Raw genomic sequence first — 17,186 nt, forward strand, 5'->3', positions numbered from 1 at the left:
GTGATCGCGGTCCCCGCCGCCCCCCGGGTACCCGTGCCCGCCACCCCGGGGGGGCGCGTGGGGGCGGTCGTCGCGCGCGCCACGGGATCGCCTGCCCCCGCCCGGTCCGCGGGGTCCCCCTGGGTCTGGCCGCCCCGTGCACGGGCCGGGCGCGGCCTTCTGCGTTAGCATGGGGTATTCGTGCGCCCTTTGTTGGCAGGACCATCCATCCTGCGTGCCGAGGGAGACGCACGTGGATCCCGGATCCGCCTCGGCCCTGCCCTGCGCGTCGACCCGGCCACGGCCCGCCCGCTGTCTGAAGATGCGGTGCGGTCCGGAGGCCTGGAGCGTTCGCGCCACGGGGGAGGGGTAAGCGTCCCGGGATGACCGTTCAACCGTTCCGCAAGGCTCGCCCATCGTGGGGGAGAACCGGCGCGACGCTAGGAGAGACAAGTGATCCAGCAGGAGTCGCGGCTCAAGGTCGCCGACAACACCGGTGCGAAGGAGATCCTGACCATCCGTGTTCTCGGTGGTTCCGGACGCCGCTACGCAGGAATCGGCGACACCATCGTCGCCACCGTGAAGGACGCCATCCCCGGCGGCAACGTCAAGAAGGGCGATGTCGTCAAGGCCGTGGTGGTCCGCACCCGCAAGCAGTCCCGCCGTCCCGACGGCTCGTACATCCGCTTCGATGAGAACGCCGCCGTCATCCTCAAGAACGACGGCGAGCCGCGCGGCACCCGCATCTTCGGCCCGGTGGGCCGTGAGCTGCGTGACAAGCGCTTCATGAAGATCGTGTCGCTCGCCCCGGAGGTGATCTGACCCATGGCCAAGATCAAGAAGGACGACCTCGTGCAGGTCATCTCGGGCAAGGACAAGGGCAAGCAGGGCAAGGTCCTGCGCGTGTTCCCCGCTGACGAGCGCGTGCTCGTCGAGGGCGTCAACCGCGTGACCAAGCACCTGCGCGCCGGCGTCAACAACAACGGCTCCACCGAGGGCGGCCTGCAGGTCGTCGAGGCCCCGATCCACATCTCGAACGTGGCCGTGGTGGACCCCGAGACCAAGAAGCCGACCCGTGTGGGCTACCGCTTCGAGACCGTCGAGAAGAACGGCGAGCAGGTCACCGTCAAGGTGCGCTTCGCCAAGGCCTCGGGGAAGGAGCTGTGATGACCGAGGTGCAGCAGACCGAGAAGGTCACCCCCCGCCTGAAGACCAAGTACCGCGAGGAGATCCGCGCCTCCCTGCAGGAGCAGTTCCAGTACGGGAACGTCATGCAGGTGCCCGGGCTCGTCAAGGTCGTCGTCAACATGGGTGTCGGTGAGGCCGCCAAGGACTCCAAGATCATCGACGGCGCCGTGGCGGACCTGACCGCCATCACCGGCCAGAAGCCGATGGTCACCAAGGCCCGCAAGTCCATCGCGCAGTTCAAGCTGCGTGAGGGCATGCCGATCGGCACGCACGCCACCCTGCGCGGCGACCGCATGTGGGAGTTCCTGGACCGCCTCGTCACGCTCGCGCTCCCGCGCATCCGTGACTTCCGCGGCCTCTCCGACCGCCAGTTCGACGGCAACGGCAACTACACGTTCGGCCTGGCCGAGCAGACCGTGTTCCACGAGATCGACCAGGACAAGATCGATCGCGTGCGCGGCATGGACATCACCGTGGTGACCACCGCCAAGAACGACGACGAGGGTCGCGCGCTGCTCAAGGCGCTCGGCTTCCCGTTCAAGACCGACCAGTAAGACCTCCACGCCACAGGTCCCCCACCGGTGAACCGGTGCGGGAAACCACGGCGAGAAAGGGCGGAAGCCCACATGACCATGACCGATCCCGTCGCAGACATGCTCACCCGTCTGCGCAATGCGAACTCGGCGTACCACGACACCGTGTCCATGCCGTCCTCGAAGCTGAAGACCCGCGTTGCGGACATCCTCAAGACCGAGGGCTACATCCAGGACTGGCGCGAGGAGGAGGCTGAGGTCGGCAAGAAGCTGACCATCGACCTCAAGTTCGGCCCGCAGCGCGAGCGCGCGATCGCCGGCCTGCGCCGCATCTCCAAGCCGGGTCTTCGCGTCTACGCGAAGTCCACCAACCTCCCGCACGTGCTGGGCGGCCTCGGCATCGCCATCCTGTCCACCTCCTCCGGTCTCCTCACGGACCGGCAGGCCGCCCAGAAGGGCGTGGGCGGGGAAGTCCTCGCCTACGTCTGGTGACGGACGAGACCGAAGAAAGGCTGAACTGACATGTCGCGAATCGGACGTCTCCCGATCACCATTCCGAGCGGCGTCGATGTCACCATCGACGGCGCCCGCGTCTCCGTGAAGGGCCCCAAGGGCACGCTGGAGCACACGCTGCCCACCCCCATCACGGCCACCCTCGAGGAGGGGCAGGTCATCGTGGCCCGCCCCGACGACGAGCGTGAGTCCCGCTCCCTGCACGGGCTGTCCCGCACCCTCATCAGCAACATGGTGGAGGGCGTGACCAACGGCTTCTCCAAGCAGCTCGAGGTCATCGGCACCGGCTACCGCGTGCAGGCCAAGGGCCAGGACCTCGAGTTCGCCCTCGGCTACTCCCACCCCGTGCCGGTGAAGGCCCCCGAGGGCATCTCGTTCTCGGTGGAGGGCAACAAGGTCACCGTCTCCGGCATCGACAAGCAGAAGGTCGGCGAGACCGCCGCCAACATCCGCAAGCTGCGCAAGCCCGACCCGTACAAGGGCAAGGGCGTGCGCTACGCGGGCGAGCAGATCCGCCGCAAGGCCGGAAAGGCAGGTAAGTGATGTCTACTCTGAAGGTGAAGGGCAAGGGCAAGTTCAACGCCCGTACCCGCCGCCACCTCCGGGTGCGCAAGCGGATCTCCGGCACCACCGTCCGTCCGCGTCTGGTCGTCAACCGCTCCGCGCGTCACATGTTCGTGCAGGTCGTGGACGACACCCAGAGCCGCACCCTGGCGTACGCCTCCACCATGGAGGCGGACGTGCGTGCGCTCGAGGGCGACAAGACCGCCAAGGCCAAGCGTGTGGGCGAGCTCGTCGCCGAGCGCGCGAAGGCCGCCGGCATCGAGGCCGTCGTGTTCGACCGCGGCGGCAACAAGTACCACGGTCGTGTGGCCGCGGTGGCCGACGGCGCCCGTGAGGGAGGGCTGCAGCTGTGACCGAGACCAACAACGTGAAGGACACCCAGGTGACCGAGAACGCTGAGACCACCGTGTCCGAGACTGCCTCGGGCTCGGCGGCGCAGACCACTGAGCGCTCCGCCGGCGGCCGTGGTGGCCGCGACGGCGGGCGCGGCGGACGTGACGGGGACCGCCGCGGCGGTCGTCGCGACGACCGCAACCGTCGGGGCGCCCAGGACGACGACAAGGACGCGTTCCTCGAGCGCGTCGTCGCCATCAACCGCGTCTCCAAGGTCGTCAAGGGCGGCCGCCGGTTCTCCTTCACCGCCCTCGTGGTGGTGGGTGACGGCGACGGCACCGTCGGCGTCGGCTACGGCAAGGCGAAGGAGGTCCCCGCCGCGATCCAGAAGGCCGTGGAGGAGGCCAAGAAGTCCTTCTTCCGCGTCCCGCGCGTCGGCTCCACCATCCCGCACCTGGTGCAGGGTGAGGATGCCGCCGGCGTCGTGCTCCTGCGCCCGGCCTCCCCGGGTACCGGTGTGATCGCCGGTGGTCCGGTGCGCGCCGTGCTCGAGTGCGCCGGCATCCACGACGTGCTGTCCAAGTCCATGGGCTCCGTGAACGCGATCAACATCGTGCGCGGCACCGTGGACGCCCTCAAGAAGCTCGAGGAGCCCCAGGCCGTGGCTGCCCGCCGCGGCAAGGCGCTGGACGAGATCGCCCCCCATGCGATGCTGCGCACCATGGAGAACGATCGCGCCCAGAAGAGCGTGCAGAAGGCAGGTGCCTGATCATGGCTGAGCCCACCCGCAAGAACATCCAGCCCTCCGACGCCACCCTGGTCATCACCCAGACCCGCGGCGTCACCGGCATGAAGCAGAACCAGCGCGACACCCTGCGCTCGCTCGGCCTGAAGCGGATCGGCCACCAGGTCACCCGCAAGGCCGACGCGGCGACCGTGGGCATGGTCAACACCGTGCCCCACCTGGTGTCCGTGGAGGAGGTCAACAATGGCTGACAACGACGCCATCAAGGTCCACGACCTGCGTCCGGCCCCCGGTGCCAAGACCGCGAAGACCCGTGTGGGTCGCGGTGAGGCCTCCAAGGGCAAGACCGCCGGTCGCGGCACCAAGGGCACCAAGGCCCGCTACCAGGTCCGTGCGGGCTTCGAGGGCGGCCAGCTGCCCCTGCAGATGCGTCTGCCGAAGCTCCGCGGCTTCAAGAACCCGTTCCGCACGGAGTACCAGGTCGTGAACCTGGACAAGCTCTCCGAGCACTTCCCGCAGGGCGGGGAGATCACCGTGGATGCGCTCGTGGCCAAGGGCCTCGTGCGCAAGAACCAGCCCGTGAAGGTGCTGGGCACGGGCGAGATCTCCGTGGCCGTGCAGGTGAGGGCGAACGCCTTCTCGGCCTCCGCCGTCGAGAAGATCGCCGCCGCCGGCGGCTCCACCGAGACCGTCTGACCGACGCTCTCACCGCAGGGCCCCGGCCCGGAGGACAGCACGTCCTCCGGGCCGGGGCCTTGTTCGTGTGTGTAGACTCCCACGACGGGCCCGTCAGACCGTGCGGACCCCGCCCTCCTCCGTCCGTGGGGGAGCGGGCGATCCCCAGCTGCAGGAGGACACGTGTTCAAGGCCACCGCCCGGATCTTCCGGACGCCGGACCTGCTGCGGAAGATCGGTGTGACCCTCGGGCTCATCGCCGTGTACCGCATGGGTGCGTTCGTCCCCTCGCCCGGGGTGGACTACGCCGCCGTGCAGACCTGCCTCGCCGCGGGCACCACCACCGGCGGTCTGTACTCGTTCGTGAACATGTTCTCCGGCGGCGCGCTGCTGCAGGTGTCCGTGTTCGCGCTCGGGATCATGCCGTACATCACCGCCTCGATCATCGTGCAGCTGCTGCGCGTGGTGATCCCGCGGTTCGAGCAGCTCCACCAGGAGGGCCCGCAGGGGCAGGCCACGCTGACGCAGTACACCCGGTACCTGACCATCGCCCTGGCGGTGCTGCAGGGCACCACCATGGCCTCCCTGGCCCGCACGGGTGCCCTGCTGGGCTGCAACCTGCCGCTGTTGCGGGATGGCTCCCTGCTGACGGTGCTGCTCGTGGTGCTCGTGCTGACCACCGGCTGCGTGCTCGTGATGTGGATCGGTGAGCGGATCACGGAGTCCGGCGTGGGCAATGGCATGTCCCTGCTGATCTTCGCCTCCATCGCCGCCGGCTTCCCCTCCGGCATCGGGCAGGTGCTGCAGACCCAGGGCTGGCGGGTGTTCGCGATCGTGATGGTCGTGGGTCTGCTGACCATGCTGGCCGTGGTGTTCGTGGAGGAGTCCCAGCGCCGGGTCCCGGTGCAGTACGCCAAGCGCCAGATCGGCTCGCGCACGGTGGGCGGTTCCAGCACGTACATCCCGGTCAAGGTGAACATGGCGAACGTGATCCCGGTGATCTTCGCCTCCTCGGTGCTGATGCTCCCGGGCATTCTGGTGCAGTTCAACACACCGCAGGACGGCACGGACCCGGCCCCGTGGGTGAGCTGGCTGAGCACGTACTTCGTGGGCGGGGACCACCCCGTGTACATGGCGGTCTACCTGCTGATGATCATCGGCTTCACATACTTCTACGTGTCCATCACGTTCAACCCGCAGGAGATCTCGGACAACATGAAGCGCTACGGCGGCTTCATCCCCGGCGTCCGCGCCGGCCGGCCGACCGAGCGGTACCTGCAGTACGTCATCAGCCGCATCACGCTGGTCGGCGCTCTCTACCTGGGTATCGTGGCCATGATCCCGCTGATCGCCTTCGTGCTCATCGGCGCCAACCAGAACTTCCCCTTCGGCGGCACGTCCATCCTCATCATGGTGGGGGTGGGCCTGCAGACCGTGAAGCAGATCAACGCGCAGATGGAGCAACGGCACTACGAGGGTCTGCTGCGCTGACCCGCCGTCCGTCCTGAGAGTGAGGAACACACGATGACCCGCATGCTGATCATGGGCCCCCCCGGCTCCGGCAAGGGCACCCAGGCCACCCGCATCGCCGACAAGCTCGGCATCGTGGCCATCTCCACCGGCGACATCTTCCGCCACAACGTGAAGAACCTGACCCCCCTGGGCCAGGAGGCCAAGCGCTACATCGACAATGGCGACTTCGTCCCGGACGAGGTCACCAACCGCATGGTCGCCGACCGCATCGCCCAGCCCGACGCTGAGCGGGGCTTCCTGCTGGACGGCTATCCGCGCACGGCCGGCCAGGTCGAGGCCCTCGACGCCATGCTCACCGAGTCCGGCCACCGGCTTTCCGCCGTGGTGGAGCTCGAGGTGCCGGACGCCGAGCTCGTCGAGCGCCTGCTCAAGCGCGCCGAGATCGAGGGTCGCGCCGATGACACCCGCGAGGTCATCGAGCACCGCCTGAAGCTCTACCACCAGGAGACCGAAGCCGTGGTGGCCAGCTATGTGGACCGCGGCATCGTGGCCCGGGTGGACGGCACAGGCCAGATCGACGACGTCACTGAGCGCCTGCTGCAGGCCGTGTACTCCGTGCGCACCGCCACAGGCACCCTGCCGGTGCTGCCGGGGTCGGAGGACTGACGCCTGTGTTCTCGCGGCGCTCTGTCGAGCTGAAGTCCGTCTCCGAGCTGCAGGTCATGCAGCGCGCCGGCGAGGTCCTCTCCGCTGCCTTGGATGCCGCTGTAGAGGCAGCTGCCCCGGGGGTCACGACTGCGGAGGTGGACGCCGTGTTCGCCCAGGTGCTCGCTGAGCGCGGGGCGACCTCGAACTTCCTGGGATACCACGGGTTCCCGGCCACCATCTGCGCCTCGGTCAATGACGAGGTCGTCCACGGCATCCCTGGGGAGCGTGTGCTCGCCGCCGGTGACGTGCTCAAGATCGACGGTGGCGCCGTCGTCGATGGCTGGCACTCGGACTCGGCCCGCACCGTGGTCCTGGGCTCCTCCGAGGCAGGCACTGCAGACCCGGAGGACGAACGTCTCTCGGAGATCACCCGACAGGCCATGTGGGTGGGCATCGCCGCGTTCGCCATGGCCCGCCATGTGGGTGAGGTGGGCGATGCGATCGACGACTTCGTCTCGAGCCGCCCCGGGGCCCCGCTGGGGATCCTCGAGGAGTACGTGGGCCACGGGATCGGCTCCGAGATGCACATGGCGCCGGACGTGTTCAACTACCGCACCGGCCACCGGGGGCCCCGAGTGCGTCCCGGGATGGCCCTGGCCATCGAGCCGATGCTGGTGCGCGGGGATATCACCACGCGCACGCTCGAGGACGAGTGGACCGTGGTGACCGAGGACGGCGGCCGGGCCAGCCAGTGGGAGCACACGGTCTGCCGTCACGCCGGCGGTCTCTGGGTGCTCTCGGCGCCGGACGGCGGAGCTGCCGAGCTCGCCCGCCACGGCGTGGTGCCCGTTCCACCGGGGCAGTGAGCCGACGCCGTCGTCGACGTGATCGACTGACGGCATGGAGACGAGGGCCCGACCACCACCGGAGACGGTGGTGGTCGGGCCCTCGATGCGGTATCATCGTATGTTGACCGTGCCTGCATCCTTGATCGGGGCGCGCGCGGTCGTCCCGTTCCCGTCCCGTGGCGCCCCTGAGTGTGTGCTGCGGGGCATGACGATTGTGGAGGACATGGCTAAGAAGGAAGGTGTCATCGAGGTCGAGGGCACGGTCACGGAGGCGTTGCCGAACGCGATGTTCCGGGTCCGTCTGCAGAACGAGCACGTCGTGCTCGCCACGATCTCCGGAAAGATGCGTCAGCACTACATCCGTATCCTCCCCGAGGATCGGGTCGTGGTGGAGCTTAGCCCGTACGACCTCAACCGGGGTCGCATCGTCTACCGCTACAAGTGAGTACCACCCCCCATCCGAAGCGAACGCAGGAGGAAGAGCCGTGAAGGTTCAGCCGAGCGTGAAGCGGATTTGCGACAAGTGCCAGGTCGTGCGCCGTAAGGGCCGCGTGCTGGTGATCTGCTCGAACCCGCGCCACAAGCAGCGCCAGGGCTGATCGCCCCCCGGGGTTCCCGGGGCGACGTCCGAGCGCAGACCACACCACCGAAGACGGCCAGCCCGGCCGCACATCAAGGACACCCCCGCCGCAGAGGCGGGGGAGACCTCCGGCCGCAGGGGCCGGAGACCGACGACGGCGCTCCCACGCCGCGGATTCCGCCGGAACTTCCCCGGCGCCGCGGGACGGGGTGCGCGGGGCCCGCCGGCCCGCCCGTCGGGACGTCCCTGGTGCAGACCCCTGCTGCAGAAGGAACAGGAGGACGGCCACATGGCTCGTCTTGCAGGCGTTGACATCCCGCGCGAGAAGCGCGTGATCATCGCACTCACGTACATCTACGGTGTGGGAAAGACCCGCGCTGAGGAGACCATCGCGGCCACGGGCATCGACCCGAACACCCGCGTGAAGGACCTCTCCGACGATCAGCTGGTGCAGCTGCGCGACCACATCGAGGGCAGCTACAAGGTGGAGGGTGACCTCCGCCGCGAGGTCGCCGCCGACATCCGCCGCAAGGTGGAGATCGGCTCCTACGAGGGCCTGCGCCACCGCCGCGGCCTGCCGGTGCGCGGTCAGCGCACGAAGACCAACGCCCGCACCCGCAAGGGCCCGAAGAAGACGGTCGCCGGCAAGAAGAAGTGATGCCCCCGCGGTGAGCCCGGCCCCGGCCGGACCCCCGCGGTAGCAGGCACCCTCATCACCAGCTTTCCCGCAAGGAGAACCCCATGCCCCCCAAGAGCCGTTCTGCGGTCCGCAAGCCGCGCCGCAAGGACAAGAAGAACATCACCGTGGGCCAGGCCCACATCAAGAGCACCTTCAACAACACCATCGTGTCCATCACCGACACGACCGGTGCCGTCATCTCCTGGGCTTCCTCCGGTGAGGTGGGCTTCAAGGGCTCGCGCAAGTCGACCCCCTACGCCGCCCAGATGGCCGCCGAGCAGGCCGCCAAGCGTGCGCAGGAGCACGGCATGAAGAAGGTGGACGTGTTCGTGAAGGGCCCGGGCTCGGGCCGCGAGACCGCGATCCGCTCGCTGCAGGCCGCCGGCCTGGAGGTGGGCTCCATCCAGGACGTGACGCCCCAGGCTCACAACGGCGCCCGCCCGGCCAAGCGCCGTCGCGTCTGATCTGAGCGCTGCCTCCGCACCCGCCCCCGTCCGTGGGGCGGGTGCGGACAGGTCCACGACCTGACCCCACCCCCGTCCTCGTTTCCACCCCCCGCGTGCGTCATATGGCGGACGCTCGCCGAAAGGAAATGTCCGTGCTCATTGCACAGCGCCCCACGCTGACCGAAGAGGTCGTGTCCGACCAGCGCTCCCGGTTCATCATCGAGCCGCTGGAGCCCGGCTTCGGCTACACCCTCGGCAACTCCCTGCGTCGCACCCTGCTGTCCTCGATCCCCGGTGCCGCCGTCACCAGCATCCGCGTCGACGGCGTGCTCCACGAGTTCAGCACCGTCAACGGTGTCAAGGAGGATGTCACTGAGATCATCCTCAACATCAAGAAGCTCTCGGTCTCCTCGGAGAACGACGAGCCCGTGGTCGCGTACCTGCGTAAGCAGGGCGCGGGCGTCGTGACCGCTGCGGACATCACCGCTCCGGCCGGCGTCGAGATCCACAACCCGGACCTGCACATCGCGACGCTGAACGCGAAGGGCAAGTTCGACATGGAGCTCACCATCGAGCGCGGCCGCGGCTACGTGACCGCCGCTCAGAACAAGTCGGCGGACGCGGAGATCGGCCGGATCCCGGTGGACTCCATCTACTCGCCGGTGCTGAAGGTGACCTTCAAGGTCGAGGCCACGCGTGTGGAGCAGCGGACCGACTTCGACCGCCTGATCCTCGACGTCGAGACCAAGGAGTCCATGCTGCCCCGCGACGCCGTGGCGTCCGCGGGCTCCACCCTGGTGGAGCTGTTCGGCCTGGCCCGTGCGCTCAACGTCGAGGCCGAGGGCATCGACCTGGGCGACGACCCGGTCGAGGCCGAGGTCTCCGCCGACCTGGCGCAGCCGATCGAGGACCTCGAGATGACCGTGCGCTCGTACAACTGCCTCAAGCGCGAGGGCATCCACACGGTGGGCGAGCTCGTGGCCCGCTCCGAGGCCGACCTCATGGACATCCGCAACTTCGGTGCGAAGTCCATCGACGAGGTCAAGGAGAAGCTCGCGGAGCTCGGCCTGTCCCTCAAGGACTCGCCGGCCGGGTACGACCCCCAGCTCCACGCGCGTCAGATGGACGACGATCCGTTCTCGGACTTCTGAGCCGCACCGACCCCTGAATTCTTGACCCCGTCGCCCGGTACGACGGCGGGGACCACCTGAGGAGAAACACCATGCCTACCCCCACCAAGGGTCCGCGCCTGGGCGGCAGCCCGGCCCACGAGCGCATCATGCTGGCGAACCTGTCGGCTCAGCTCTTCGAGCACAAGTCGATCACCACGACGCTCACCCGCGCCAAGCGCCTGCGTCCGTTCGCCGAGCGCCTCATCACCTTCGCCAAGAAGGGCGACCTGCCCGCGCGCCGCAAGGTGCAGGGCATCATCGCGGCGAAGTCCCGCACGAACAAGTCGATCGTGCACGAGCTGTTCACCGTGATCGCCCCGGCCATGGCCCAGCGCAACGGCGGCTACACCCGCATCACCAAGATCGGCAACCGCCAGGGCGACAACGCGCCCATGGCCGTGATCGAGCTGATCATGGACCCGGTGTCCGCGAAGCAGGCCGTGGTGGCCGAGGCCGAGCAGGCCGCCGCCTCCGCCCCGGCCGCCGAGCAGGCCCCGGTGGTCGAGGAGCAGACCGCTCCGGCCGCCGAGGAGACCACCGTCGAGGAGGCCTCGGAGCAGGCCGCCGCCGGCGAGGGCTCGACCGGTCAGATCAAGGGCAACTCCAGCTCGAAGAAGTACCACGTGCCTGGTTCGCGCTGGTACGACCAGACCACCGCTGAGGTCTGGTTCTCCACCGTCGAGGAGGCCAAGGCCGCGGGCTACGAGCCCGCCGGTGGCGAGGCCGCCCAGAAGATGGCCGAGTGATGCTCGGGCCGCCCCCGTGTGGGGCGGCCGCATCGATGACGGGCCGTCGTCCCTTCGGGGGCGGCGGCCCGTCGTCGTCCGTCGAGGCGGGCGGGTGCACTCCTAGGATGGGCGCATGAGCGCCCCGACCCCGCCCGAAGCCACGACGTCCGCGCACCCCGGGAACGCCGCCTCCCCGGAGGGTGCGGTGCGGGTGCGCCTGGATCTGGCCTACGACGGCAGCGGCTTCCGCGGGTGGGCCGCGCAACCGGGACTGCCCACGGTGCAGGGTGCCCTCGAGGAGGCCCTGGCGAGGATCGTGCGCCGGCCTGTGCCGACCGTCGTCGCCGGACGCACGGACGCCGGCGTGCATGCTCGTGGGCAGGTGGTCCACCTTGACCTCTCCGCCGCCGAGTGGGAGGCCCTCACCCGGGGCCGGGCGGGGCTGGACCCGGCCGAGGCGCTGCTGCGCCGGCTCACCGGGGTGCTCTCCGCATGGGAGGGGGCGCTCGTGGTGCATGGGGTCCGTCGGGTGTCGCCGGCGTTCGACGCGCGCTTCGGCGCGCTGTGGCGGGACTACGAGTACCGGATCAGCGACGGCCTCTCCACCCGGGACCCGCTCACCCGGCAGGGGACGCACTGGCACCAGGCCGGCGTCGACGTGCGTCTGATGCAGGTGGAGGCGGACACGCTGACGGGACTGCACGACTTCCTCTCCTTCTGCCGGCCCCGTGAGGGGGCGACCACGGTGCGCCAGGTGCTCGCGGCGGACGTGGAGCGGGGTGCGGACGGGCTGGTGCGGGTGCGGCTGCGCGCGGACGCGTTCTGCCACTCGATGGTGCGCTCGATCGTCGGTGCCCTCCTGCAGGTGGGGGAGGGGCGGCGTCCGCCGGGGTGGGTCGCCGCACGCCTGGCGACGCCGGCCCGGGACTCCGAGGTGCGTCTGGCCCCGGCCCGGGGGCTCACCCTCATGGCGGTGGGCTATCCGGAGGACGAGGCGTCCCTGCGCCGTCGGGCGGAGGGGACGCGGGCGCGCCGAGCCCCCCTGCGCTGAGCGTGCGCTGCCCGACCGCGGTCTTTTGTCCCTCCGGTCCGGAGCCGGTACCATGGGATGACGTTGCGCATGCCCGCACCCGGATGCGTCGTGCCGCGAGTGGCTCAGTTGCATGGCCTTCAGCTCGCGCCGCACCCCCGGGACACTCGGGCCCGGACGCCTTCCAGCCCTCACCTGGGGGCCCGGTGCGCACGGAGAACTGAACGGCGCGCCCCGGTGGACTCACGACCCGCCGCCGGCCGCTGTGACCGACACCGACCCTGAAGGCAGACAACGTGCGTACGTACACTCCCAAGCCTGGTGACGCCGACCGCCAGTGGCACATCATCGATGCCACTGACGTCGTCCTCGGCCGCCTGGCGTCCCACACCGCCACCCTCCTGCGTGGCAAGCACAAGCCGACCTTCGCCCCCCACATGGACATGGGCGACTACGTCATCATCGTGAACGCCGAGAAGGTGGCCCTCACCGGCGCCAAGCTCGAGAAGAAGCGCGCCTACCGCCACTCCGGCTACCCGGGCGGCCTGAAGTCCGAGTCCTACGCGGAGCTCCTGGAGAAGAACCCGGTGCGTGCGGTGGAGAAGGCCGTCAAGGGCATGCTCCCCAAGAACTCCCTGGCCGCGCAGCAGCTGACCAAGCTGAAGGTGTACCGCGGTGCGGAGCACCCGCACGCCGCGCAGAAGCCCGCCACCGTCGAGATCGGCCAGGTCGCCCAGTGACCCTGGCGACCGCCTGACGCAGACCTTTCCTGAGGAGAACCATGAGCATCAACGAGAACGACGACGTGGAGCTGACCAGCTACACCTCCGAGTCCGCCGTCGCCACCGAGGCCCCCGCCGCCTCGGAGCGACCGGCCCTGACCGTCCCCGGCTCCGCCGTGGGCCGCCGCAAGGAGGCCGTCGCCCGCGTCCGCCTCGTGCCCGGCTCCGGCCAGTGGTCGCTGAACGGCCGCACCCTGGAGAACTACTTCCCGAACAAGCTCCACCAGCAGGAGGTCTCCGACCCCTTCACGCTGCTCGAGCTCAACGGCGCCTACGACGTGATCGCCCGCATCCACGGCGGCGGCCCCTCCGGCCAGGCCGGTGCGCTGCGCCTGGGCATCTCCCGTGCCCTGAACGAGATCGACCGCGAGCACAACCGCCCGGCCCTCAAGAAGGCCGGCTTCCTGACCCGTGACGCCCGCGTCATCGAGCGCAAGAAGGCCGGTCTCAAGAAGGCCCGCAAGGCCTCGCAGTTCTCCAAGCGCTGATCCACCGCTGGTGCCGGGCCTGCCCGGCGCCGTGTGGACCTCACGAAGCCCCTGTCCTCCACCGCGGAGGAGCAGGGGCTTCGTGCTGCCCGGGCGCGTCGCGGGGGCAGCCGTCCGGGCAGCATGGCCCGGAGGCGCTACCCGGGCATGCAGAACGCCCTGCCGTCCGCTCCGTGAGGAGGCGGGCGGCAGGGCGTCGTCTCGGCCCTGGGGCGGGCTCAGAGCACCTTGGAGAGGAAGTCCTGCAGGCGAGAGGTCTGCGGGCGCTCGAACACGTCCTCGGGCCGGCCCTGCTCGGTGATGACGCCGTCGTCCATGAAGAACACGCGGTCGCACACGTCGCGGGCGAAGCCCATCTCGTGGGTCACCAGCACCATGGTCATGCCCTCGGCGGCCAGGTCCTTGATGACCTGCAGCACCTCGCCGACCATCTCCGGGTCCAGGGCGGAGGTGGCCTCGTCGAACAGCATGATCTTCGGGCGCATGGCCAGGGCGCGGGCGATCGCCACGCGCTGCTTCTGCCCGCCGGACAGCGAGGCCGGCCGGGCATCGGCCTTGTCGGCCAGGCCCACGCGCTCGAGCAGGGTGAGCGCGTCCTCGCGGGCCTCGGCCTTGGAGACCTTCTTGAGCTCCATGGGGGCCAGCATGATGTTCTCCGCCACGGTCATGTGGGGGAACAGGTTGAAGTGCTGGAACACCATGCCGATGTCCTGGCGGACAGCGTTGATGTCCACGTTCGGGTCGCCCAGCCGGTGCTGGTCCACGCGCACGGTGCCGCTGGTGGTCTCCTCCAGGCGGTTCAGGCAGCGCAGGAACGTGGACTTGCCCGAACCGGACGGACCGATCACGGAGATCACCTCGCCGCGGTGGATGTCCGCGTCGATGCCCTTGAGCACGGTGTTCTCCCCGAAGGCCTTGGTCAGGCCGCGGACCTCGACGACGACGTCGCCCTCGGTCCCGGAGGGGGCGCCGGTGGGCGCGGAGGAGGGGAGGGGGTGGGCGCTCATGCGTTGACCTTCCTGTCCACGACGTTGGCGAGCCACGTCAGGGCGGTGATGACGACGAAGTAGATGACGGCCACGATCAGCAGGACCTCGGTGACCCGGTAGTTCTGGGCGTAGATCTGCTGAGCCTGGTAGAGCAGCTCGGCGAAGCCGATGGCCAGCAGCAGGGAGGAGTCCTTGAGCATGATCACGAGCTGGTTGATCATTGAGGGCGTCATGATCGTGAAGGCCTGCGGCAGGACCACGCGGCGCATGGTCGTGGAGTAAGGCAGGCCGAGGGAGCGGGCGGCCTCGGTCTGGCCGTGGTCCACCGCCTGGATGCCGCCCCGGACGATCTCCGCGATGTAGGCGCCGCCGTTGAGGGCGAGCGTGAGCACACCGGCCACCCAGATGTTCACGGGCATGCCGATCAGCTGGGGCAGGCCGAAGTAGAAGAAGAACGCCCACACCAGGATGGGGGTGCCGCGGAACACCGCGACGAACGCCGTGCCGATCCAGCGCAGCACCGGGTTCGAGGCGATGCGCAGGAACCCGAAGAGCAGGCCCAGCGCGACGGCCAGCACGAACGCCAGGAGGGTGACCAGCAGGGTGTTGCCCAGGCCCGTCATGAGGGCGGGCAGGGCGGTGACCACCAGGCCCCAGAACGTGGAGCGGTCCACGGCGGTGGCGCCCTCGGGGGCCATGTAGGTGTCCAGGATCTGCTGGTATTCGCCGGAGGCGCGCAGCTCGGCCAGGCCGTCATTGAACGCGGCCAGCAGCTCGGGGTTCTGGCCCTTCTTCACGGCGAAGCCGTAGTCGCCGGTGTCCACGCGCTCGCCGACGGTCTGCAGGCCGGAACCCTGCGTGACGCCGTAGGAGATCACGGGGTAGTCGTCCACCAGGGCGTCAGCGCTGCCCGACCGCACGGACTCCACCAGGGTGGTGGTCTGGTCCAGGGCGCTGACAGTGAACCCGTACTGGTCCTTGCGTTCGTTGGCGATCTGCTCGGAGATGGAGCCGGTCTTCACCACGACGTGCTTGCCCTGCAGATCCGCCCAGTCGCGGATGGAGTCGTCGCCGTCACGAACGGCCAGGGTGATCGAGCCGGTGAAGTACGGCTCGGAGAAGTCATAGGTCTGGCGGCGCTCGTCCGTGATGGACATGCCGGCGATCACGGCGTCGGCCTGGTCCGAGGACAGGGCCTGCAGGGCGGCGTTGAAGCCCACGGAGCGCCAGTCGACCGTGAAGCCCTTCTTCTCGGCGATCGCGTTGAGCAGGTCGATGTCGATGCCCTGCAGCTCGCCGTTCGCCCCCCGGTACTCGAAGGGGGCGTAGGTGGTGTCGGTGGCGATGACGAACGTCTTGCCCTCCACACCGTCGGCCGCGGAGGCCGCAGGGGCGCCGGCGAAGGCGCCGAGCATCGCCAGCACGGCGGCCAGCACGGCGACGACGGCGCGCATGGCCGGGGCTCTCAGCTCCTCGGCCCGTCGGGGCAGGGCGGGGGCGGGGGCAGTGCTGACGCGCACGGGGGCGGACAGAGGCGGGGCTGTCATGGATCCTCCAGCCGGGTGTTCGGGAACGGCGGCCGGACGGCGCGTCGACGGAGGGATACTAATGCCGGTATGAGTCGGGCGTGTTTCCGAGTCGTGCGCGCCTACGATGGACACAGGCCCCCGAGAGGAGGGGCCCGCCGTCGTGAGGACGCGACGGCGTCGCGTTGGGAGGACCCGCACCGATGGCAGAGAAGACGCCCCGCACCGCCGAGCCCGCGCCGGCCCACGAGCTGGAGGATGCCTCCGCCGCCCGGCCGTTCGCCGTGGTCCACGACTACGCCGCCGAGGTGGACGAGATCCGGGAGCTCGGACGCAAGCTCGGCAGCAGCTCCGCGCTGCCGACCCCGGACCCGCTGGCCTGGCGCGAGGGCTACCCGTACAAGACCAAGCTCTCCCGCAAGGTCTACGAGCGGCGCAAGCGCGAGCTGCAGATCGAGCTGCTGAAGATGCAGGTGTGGGTCAAGGAGACCGGCCAGAAGGTGCTGATCATCTTCGAGGGCCGCGACGCCGCGGGCAAGGGCGGCACCATCAAGCGCTTCAACGAGCACCTCAACCCGCGCGGGGCCCGCACCGTGGCCCTGGAGAAGCCCACGGAGGCCGAGGCCTCGCAGTGGTACTTCCAGCGGTACATCAAGCACCTGCCCTCCGGTGGGGAGATCGTGATGTTCGACCGCTCCTGGTACAACCGGGCCGGGGTGGAGCGCGTGATGGGCTACGCCACCCCGCAGCAGTACCTCGAGTTCATGCGGGAGACCCCGGAGCTGGAGCGGATGCTCGTGAACTCCGGCATCCACCTGGTGAAGTTCTGGTTCTCCGTGTCCCGCAGCGAGCAGCTCAACCGGTTCGCCACCCGTGAGACGGACCCGGTGCGCCGCTGGAAGCTCTCGCCCACGGACCTGGCCTCCCTGGACAAGTGGGACGACTACACCAGCGCGAAGGAGGCCATGTTCTTCTACACGGACACCGCCGACGCCCCGTGGACCGTGGTGAAGTCGAACGACAAGAAGCGGGCGCGCCTGGAGGCCATCCGGCACGTGCTGCACACCCTGCCCTACCCGAACAAGGACCCGCGGGTCGTCCACGCCCCGGACCCGCTGGTCTGCGGGCCGGCGTCGGCCCTGTCCGAGGTGGACGAGAGCGCCGGAGGCTCCTTCCCCCGCGTGCGCTGGGCCCCCCCCCCCCCCCCCCGCCCGCGGGGGCCCCCCGCCCCGGGGGGGGGGGGGGGGGGGGGGGGGCGGGGGGGGCC

Annotated in this window: 24 protein-coding genes; 22 read left to right on the plus strand and 2 right to left on the minus strand. The window is 69.6% G+C overall.

All coding sequences use genetic code 11. The features are described from left to right. The first annotated feature begins 432 nt into the window (after nt 1–432). From rplN to rpsI, 21 genes are all read left to right on the plus strand, one after another. The gene (gene rplN, locus SPI96_RS08155; RefSeq protein WP_321081872.1) at nt 433–801 is read left to right on the plus strand and encodes a 50S ribosomal protein L14; all 369 of its coding nucleotides are present in this window, start codon (nt 433–435) and stop codon (nt 799–801) included. Nucleotides 802–804: 3 nt separating this feature from the next. After that, nucleotides 805–1,146 (plus strand): 50S ribosomal protein L24, encoded by a 342-nt coding sequence (gene rplX, locus SPI96_RS08160; RefSeq protein WP_321081873.1) that lies wholly within the window; start codon nt 805–807, stop codon nt 1,144–1,146. Then, nucleotides 1,146–1,721: a 50S ribosomal protein L5 gene (gene rplE, locus SPI96_RS08165; protein WP_321081874.1), complete on the plus strand. Its 576-nt coding sequence runs from the start codon at nt 1,146–1,148 to the stop codon at nt 1,719–1,721. Before rplX ends, rplE begins: the two co-directional genes overlap by 1 nt. Nucleotides 1,722–1,793: 72 nt before the next feature. Then, on the plus strand, nt 1,794–2,192 hold the full coding sequence (gene rpsH, locus SPI96_RS08170) for a 30S ribosomal protein S8 (protein ID WP_321081875.1): 399 nt from the start codon (nt 1,794–1,796) through the stop codon (nt 2,190–2,192). Between the two features lie 30 nt (nt 2,193–2,222). After that, entirely contained in the window at nt 2,223–2,756 is a 534-nt protein-coding gene (gene rplF, locus SPI96_RS08175) for a 50S ribosomal protein L6 (protein ID WP_321081876.1), read from the plus strand. Further along, on the plus strand, nt 2,756–3,130 hold the full coding sequence (gene rplR, locus SPI96_RS08180; protein WP_002857498.1) for a 50S ribosomal protein L18: 375 nt from the start codon (nt 2,756–2,758) through the stop codon (nt 3,128–3,130). Before rplF ends, rplR begins: the two co-directional genes overlap by 1 nt. After that, nucleotides 3,127–3,879, plus strand: a complete 753-nt coding sequence (gene rpsE / locus SPI96_RS08185; protein WP_321081877.1) for a 30S ribosomal protein S5 — start codon at nt 3,127–3,129, stop codon at nt 3,877–3,879. The genes rplR and rpsE overlap by 4 nt, the downstream gene beginning before the upstream one ends. 2 nt (nt 3,880–3,881) lie before the next feature. Then, nucleotides 3,882–4,106: a 50S ribosomal protein L30 gene (rpmD, locus tag SPI96_RS08190; RefSeq protein ID WP_321081878.1), complete on the plus strand. Its 225-nt coding sequence runs from the start codon at nt 3,882–3,884 to the stop codon at nt 4,104–4,106. After that, nucleotides 4,099–4,551 carry a 50S ribosomal protein L15 gene (gene rplO, locus SPI96_RS08195; RefSeq protein WP_321081879.1) on the plus strand — a complete coding sequence of 151 codons (453 nt, stop codon included), beginning with the start codon at nt 4,099–4,101 and terminating at the stop codon, nt 4,549–4,551. Before rpmD ends, rplO begins: the two co-directional genes overlap by 8 nt. 162 nt (nt 4,552–4,713) lie before the next feature. Continuing rightward, a complete protein-coding gene (gene secY, locus SPI96_RS08200) occupies nt 4,714–6,021 on the plus strand; it encodes a preprotein translocase subunit SecY (RefSeq protein WP_321081880.1) in 1,308 nt (435 codons plus the stop codon). 33 nt (nt 6,022–6,054) lie between these two features. Beyond that, complete coding sequence (locus SPI96_RS08205; protein ID WP_321081881.1) at nt 6,055–6,669, plus strand: adenylate kinase; 615 nt, start codon at nt 6,055–6,057, stop codon at nt 6,667–6,669. A gap of 5 nt (nt 6,670–6,674) precedes the next feature. Next, nucleotides 6,675–7,517, plus strand: coding sequence for a type I methionyl aminopeptidase (gene map, locus SPI96_RS08210; protein WP_321081882.1), 843 nt, complete (start codon nt 6,675–6,677; stop codon nt 7,515–7,517). Nucleotides 7,518–7,722: 205 nt separating this feature from the next. After that, nucleotides 7,723–7,944, plus strand: coding sequence for a translation initiation factor IF-1 (gene infA / locus SPI96_RS08215; RefSeq protein ID WP_224356596.1), 222 nt, complete (start codon nt 7,723–7,725; stop codon nt 7,942–7,944). Nucleotides 7,945–7,984: 40 nt separating this feature from the next. Next, nucleotides 7,985–8,098 carry a 50S ribosomal protein L36 gene (rpmJ, locus tag SPI96_RS08220; RefSeq protein WP_002857509.1) on the plus strand — a complete coding sequence of 38 codons (114 nt, stop codon included), beginning with the start codon at nt 7,985–7,987 and terminating at the stop codon, nt 8,096–8,098. 270 nt (nt 8,099–8,368) lie between these two features. Continuing rightward, nucleotides 8,369–8,737 carry a 30S ribosomal protein S13 gene (gene rpsM / locus SPI96_RS08225; protein ID WP_321081883.1) on the plus strand — a complete coding sequence of 123 codons (369 nt, stop codon included), beginning with the start codon at nt 8,369–8,371 and terminating at the stop codon, nt 8,735–8,737. Between the two features lie 83 nt (nt 8,738–8,820). After that, entirely contained in the window at nt 8,821–9,222 is a 402-nt protein-coding gene (gene rpsK, locus SPI96_RS08230) for a 30S ribosomal protein S11 (RefSeq protein WP_321081884.1), read from the plus strand. A 134-nt stretch (nt 9,223–9,356) separates the two neighbouring features. After that, a complete protein-coding gene (locus SPI96_RS08235; RefSeq protein ID WP_321081885.1) occupies nt 9,357–10,355 on the plus strand; it encodes a DNA-directed RNA polymerase subunit alpha in 999 nt (332 codons plus the stop codon). A gap of 71 nt (nt 10,356–10,426) precedes the next feature. Next, complete coding sequence (gene rplQ / locus SPI96_RS08240; protein WP_321081886.1) at nt 10,427–11,122, plus strand: 50S ribosomal protein L17; 696 nt, start codon at nt 10,427–10,429, stop codon at nt 11,120–11,122. Nucleotides 11,123–11,237: 115 nt separating this feature from the next. Next, nucleotides 11,238–12,155 (plus strand): tRNA pseudouridine(38-40) synthase TruA, encoded by a 918-nt coding sequence (truA, locus tag SPI96_RS08245; RefSeq protein WP_321081887.1) that lies wholly within the window; start codon nt 11,238–11,240, stop codon nt 12,153–12,155. Nucleotides 12,156–12,430: 275 nt separating this feature from the next. Continuing rightward, nucleotides 12,431–12,874: a 50S ribosomal protein L13 gene (gene rplM, locus SPI96_RS08250; RefSeq protein WP_321081888.1), complete on the plus strand. Its 444-nt coding sequence runs from the start codon at nt 12,431–12,433 to the stop codon at nt 12,872–12,874. A gap of 41 nt (nt 12,875–12,915) precedes the next feature. Beyond that, nucleotides 12,916–13,404, plus strand: a complete 489-nt coding sequence (gene rpsI, locus SPI96_RS08255) for a 30S ribosomal protein S9 (protein WP_321081889.1) — start codon at nt 12,916–12,918, stop codon at nt 13,402–13,404. Between the two features lie 218 nt (nt 13,405–13,622). Here the strand turns inward: rpsI and SPI96_RS08260 are convergent, their stop codons facing one another. Then, nucleotides 13,623–14,411 carry an amino acid ABC transporter ATP-binding protein gene (locus SPI96_RS08260; protein ID WP_321081890.1) on the minus strand — a complete coding sequence of 263 codons (789 nt, stop codon included), beginning with the start codon at nt 14,409–14,411 and terminating at the stop codon, nt 13,623–13,625. Then, the gene (locus SPI96_RS08265; protein WP_321081891.1) at nt 14,408–15,940 is read right to left on the minus strand and encodes an amino acid ABC transporter substrate-binding protein/permease; all 1,533 of its coding nucleotides are present in this window, start codon (nt 15,938–15,940) and stop codon (nt 14,408–14,410) included. The genes SPI96_RS08260 and SPI96_RS08265 overlap by 4 nt, the downstream gene beginning before the upstream one ends. Nucleotides 15,941–16,122: 182 nt before the next feature. On the opposite strand from SPI96_RS08265, the gene ppk2 reads away from it, so the two are divergent. Then, on the plus strand, nt 16,123–17,186 hold a 1,064-nt coding region (gene ppk2, locus SPI96_RS08270), incomplete at its 3' end, for a polyphosphate kinase 2 (RefSeq protein WP_321081892.1).

Origin of the sequence: Micrococcus sp. (genome assembly GCF_034179925.1) — a bacterium.
Classification (GTDB): domain Bacteria; phylum Actinomycetota; class Actinomycetes; order Actinomycetales; family Micrococcaceae; genus Micrococcus.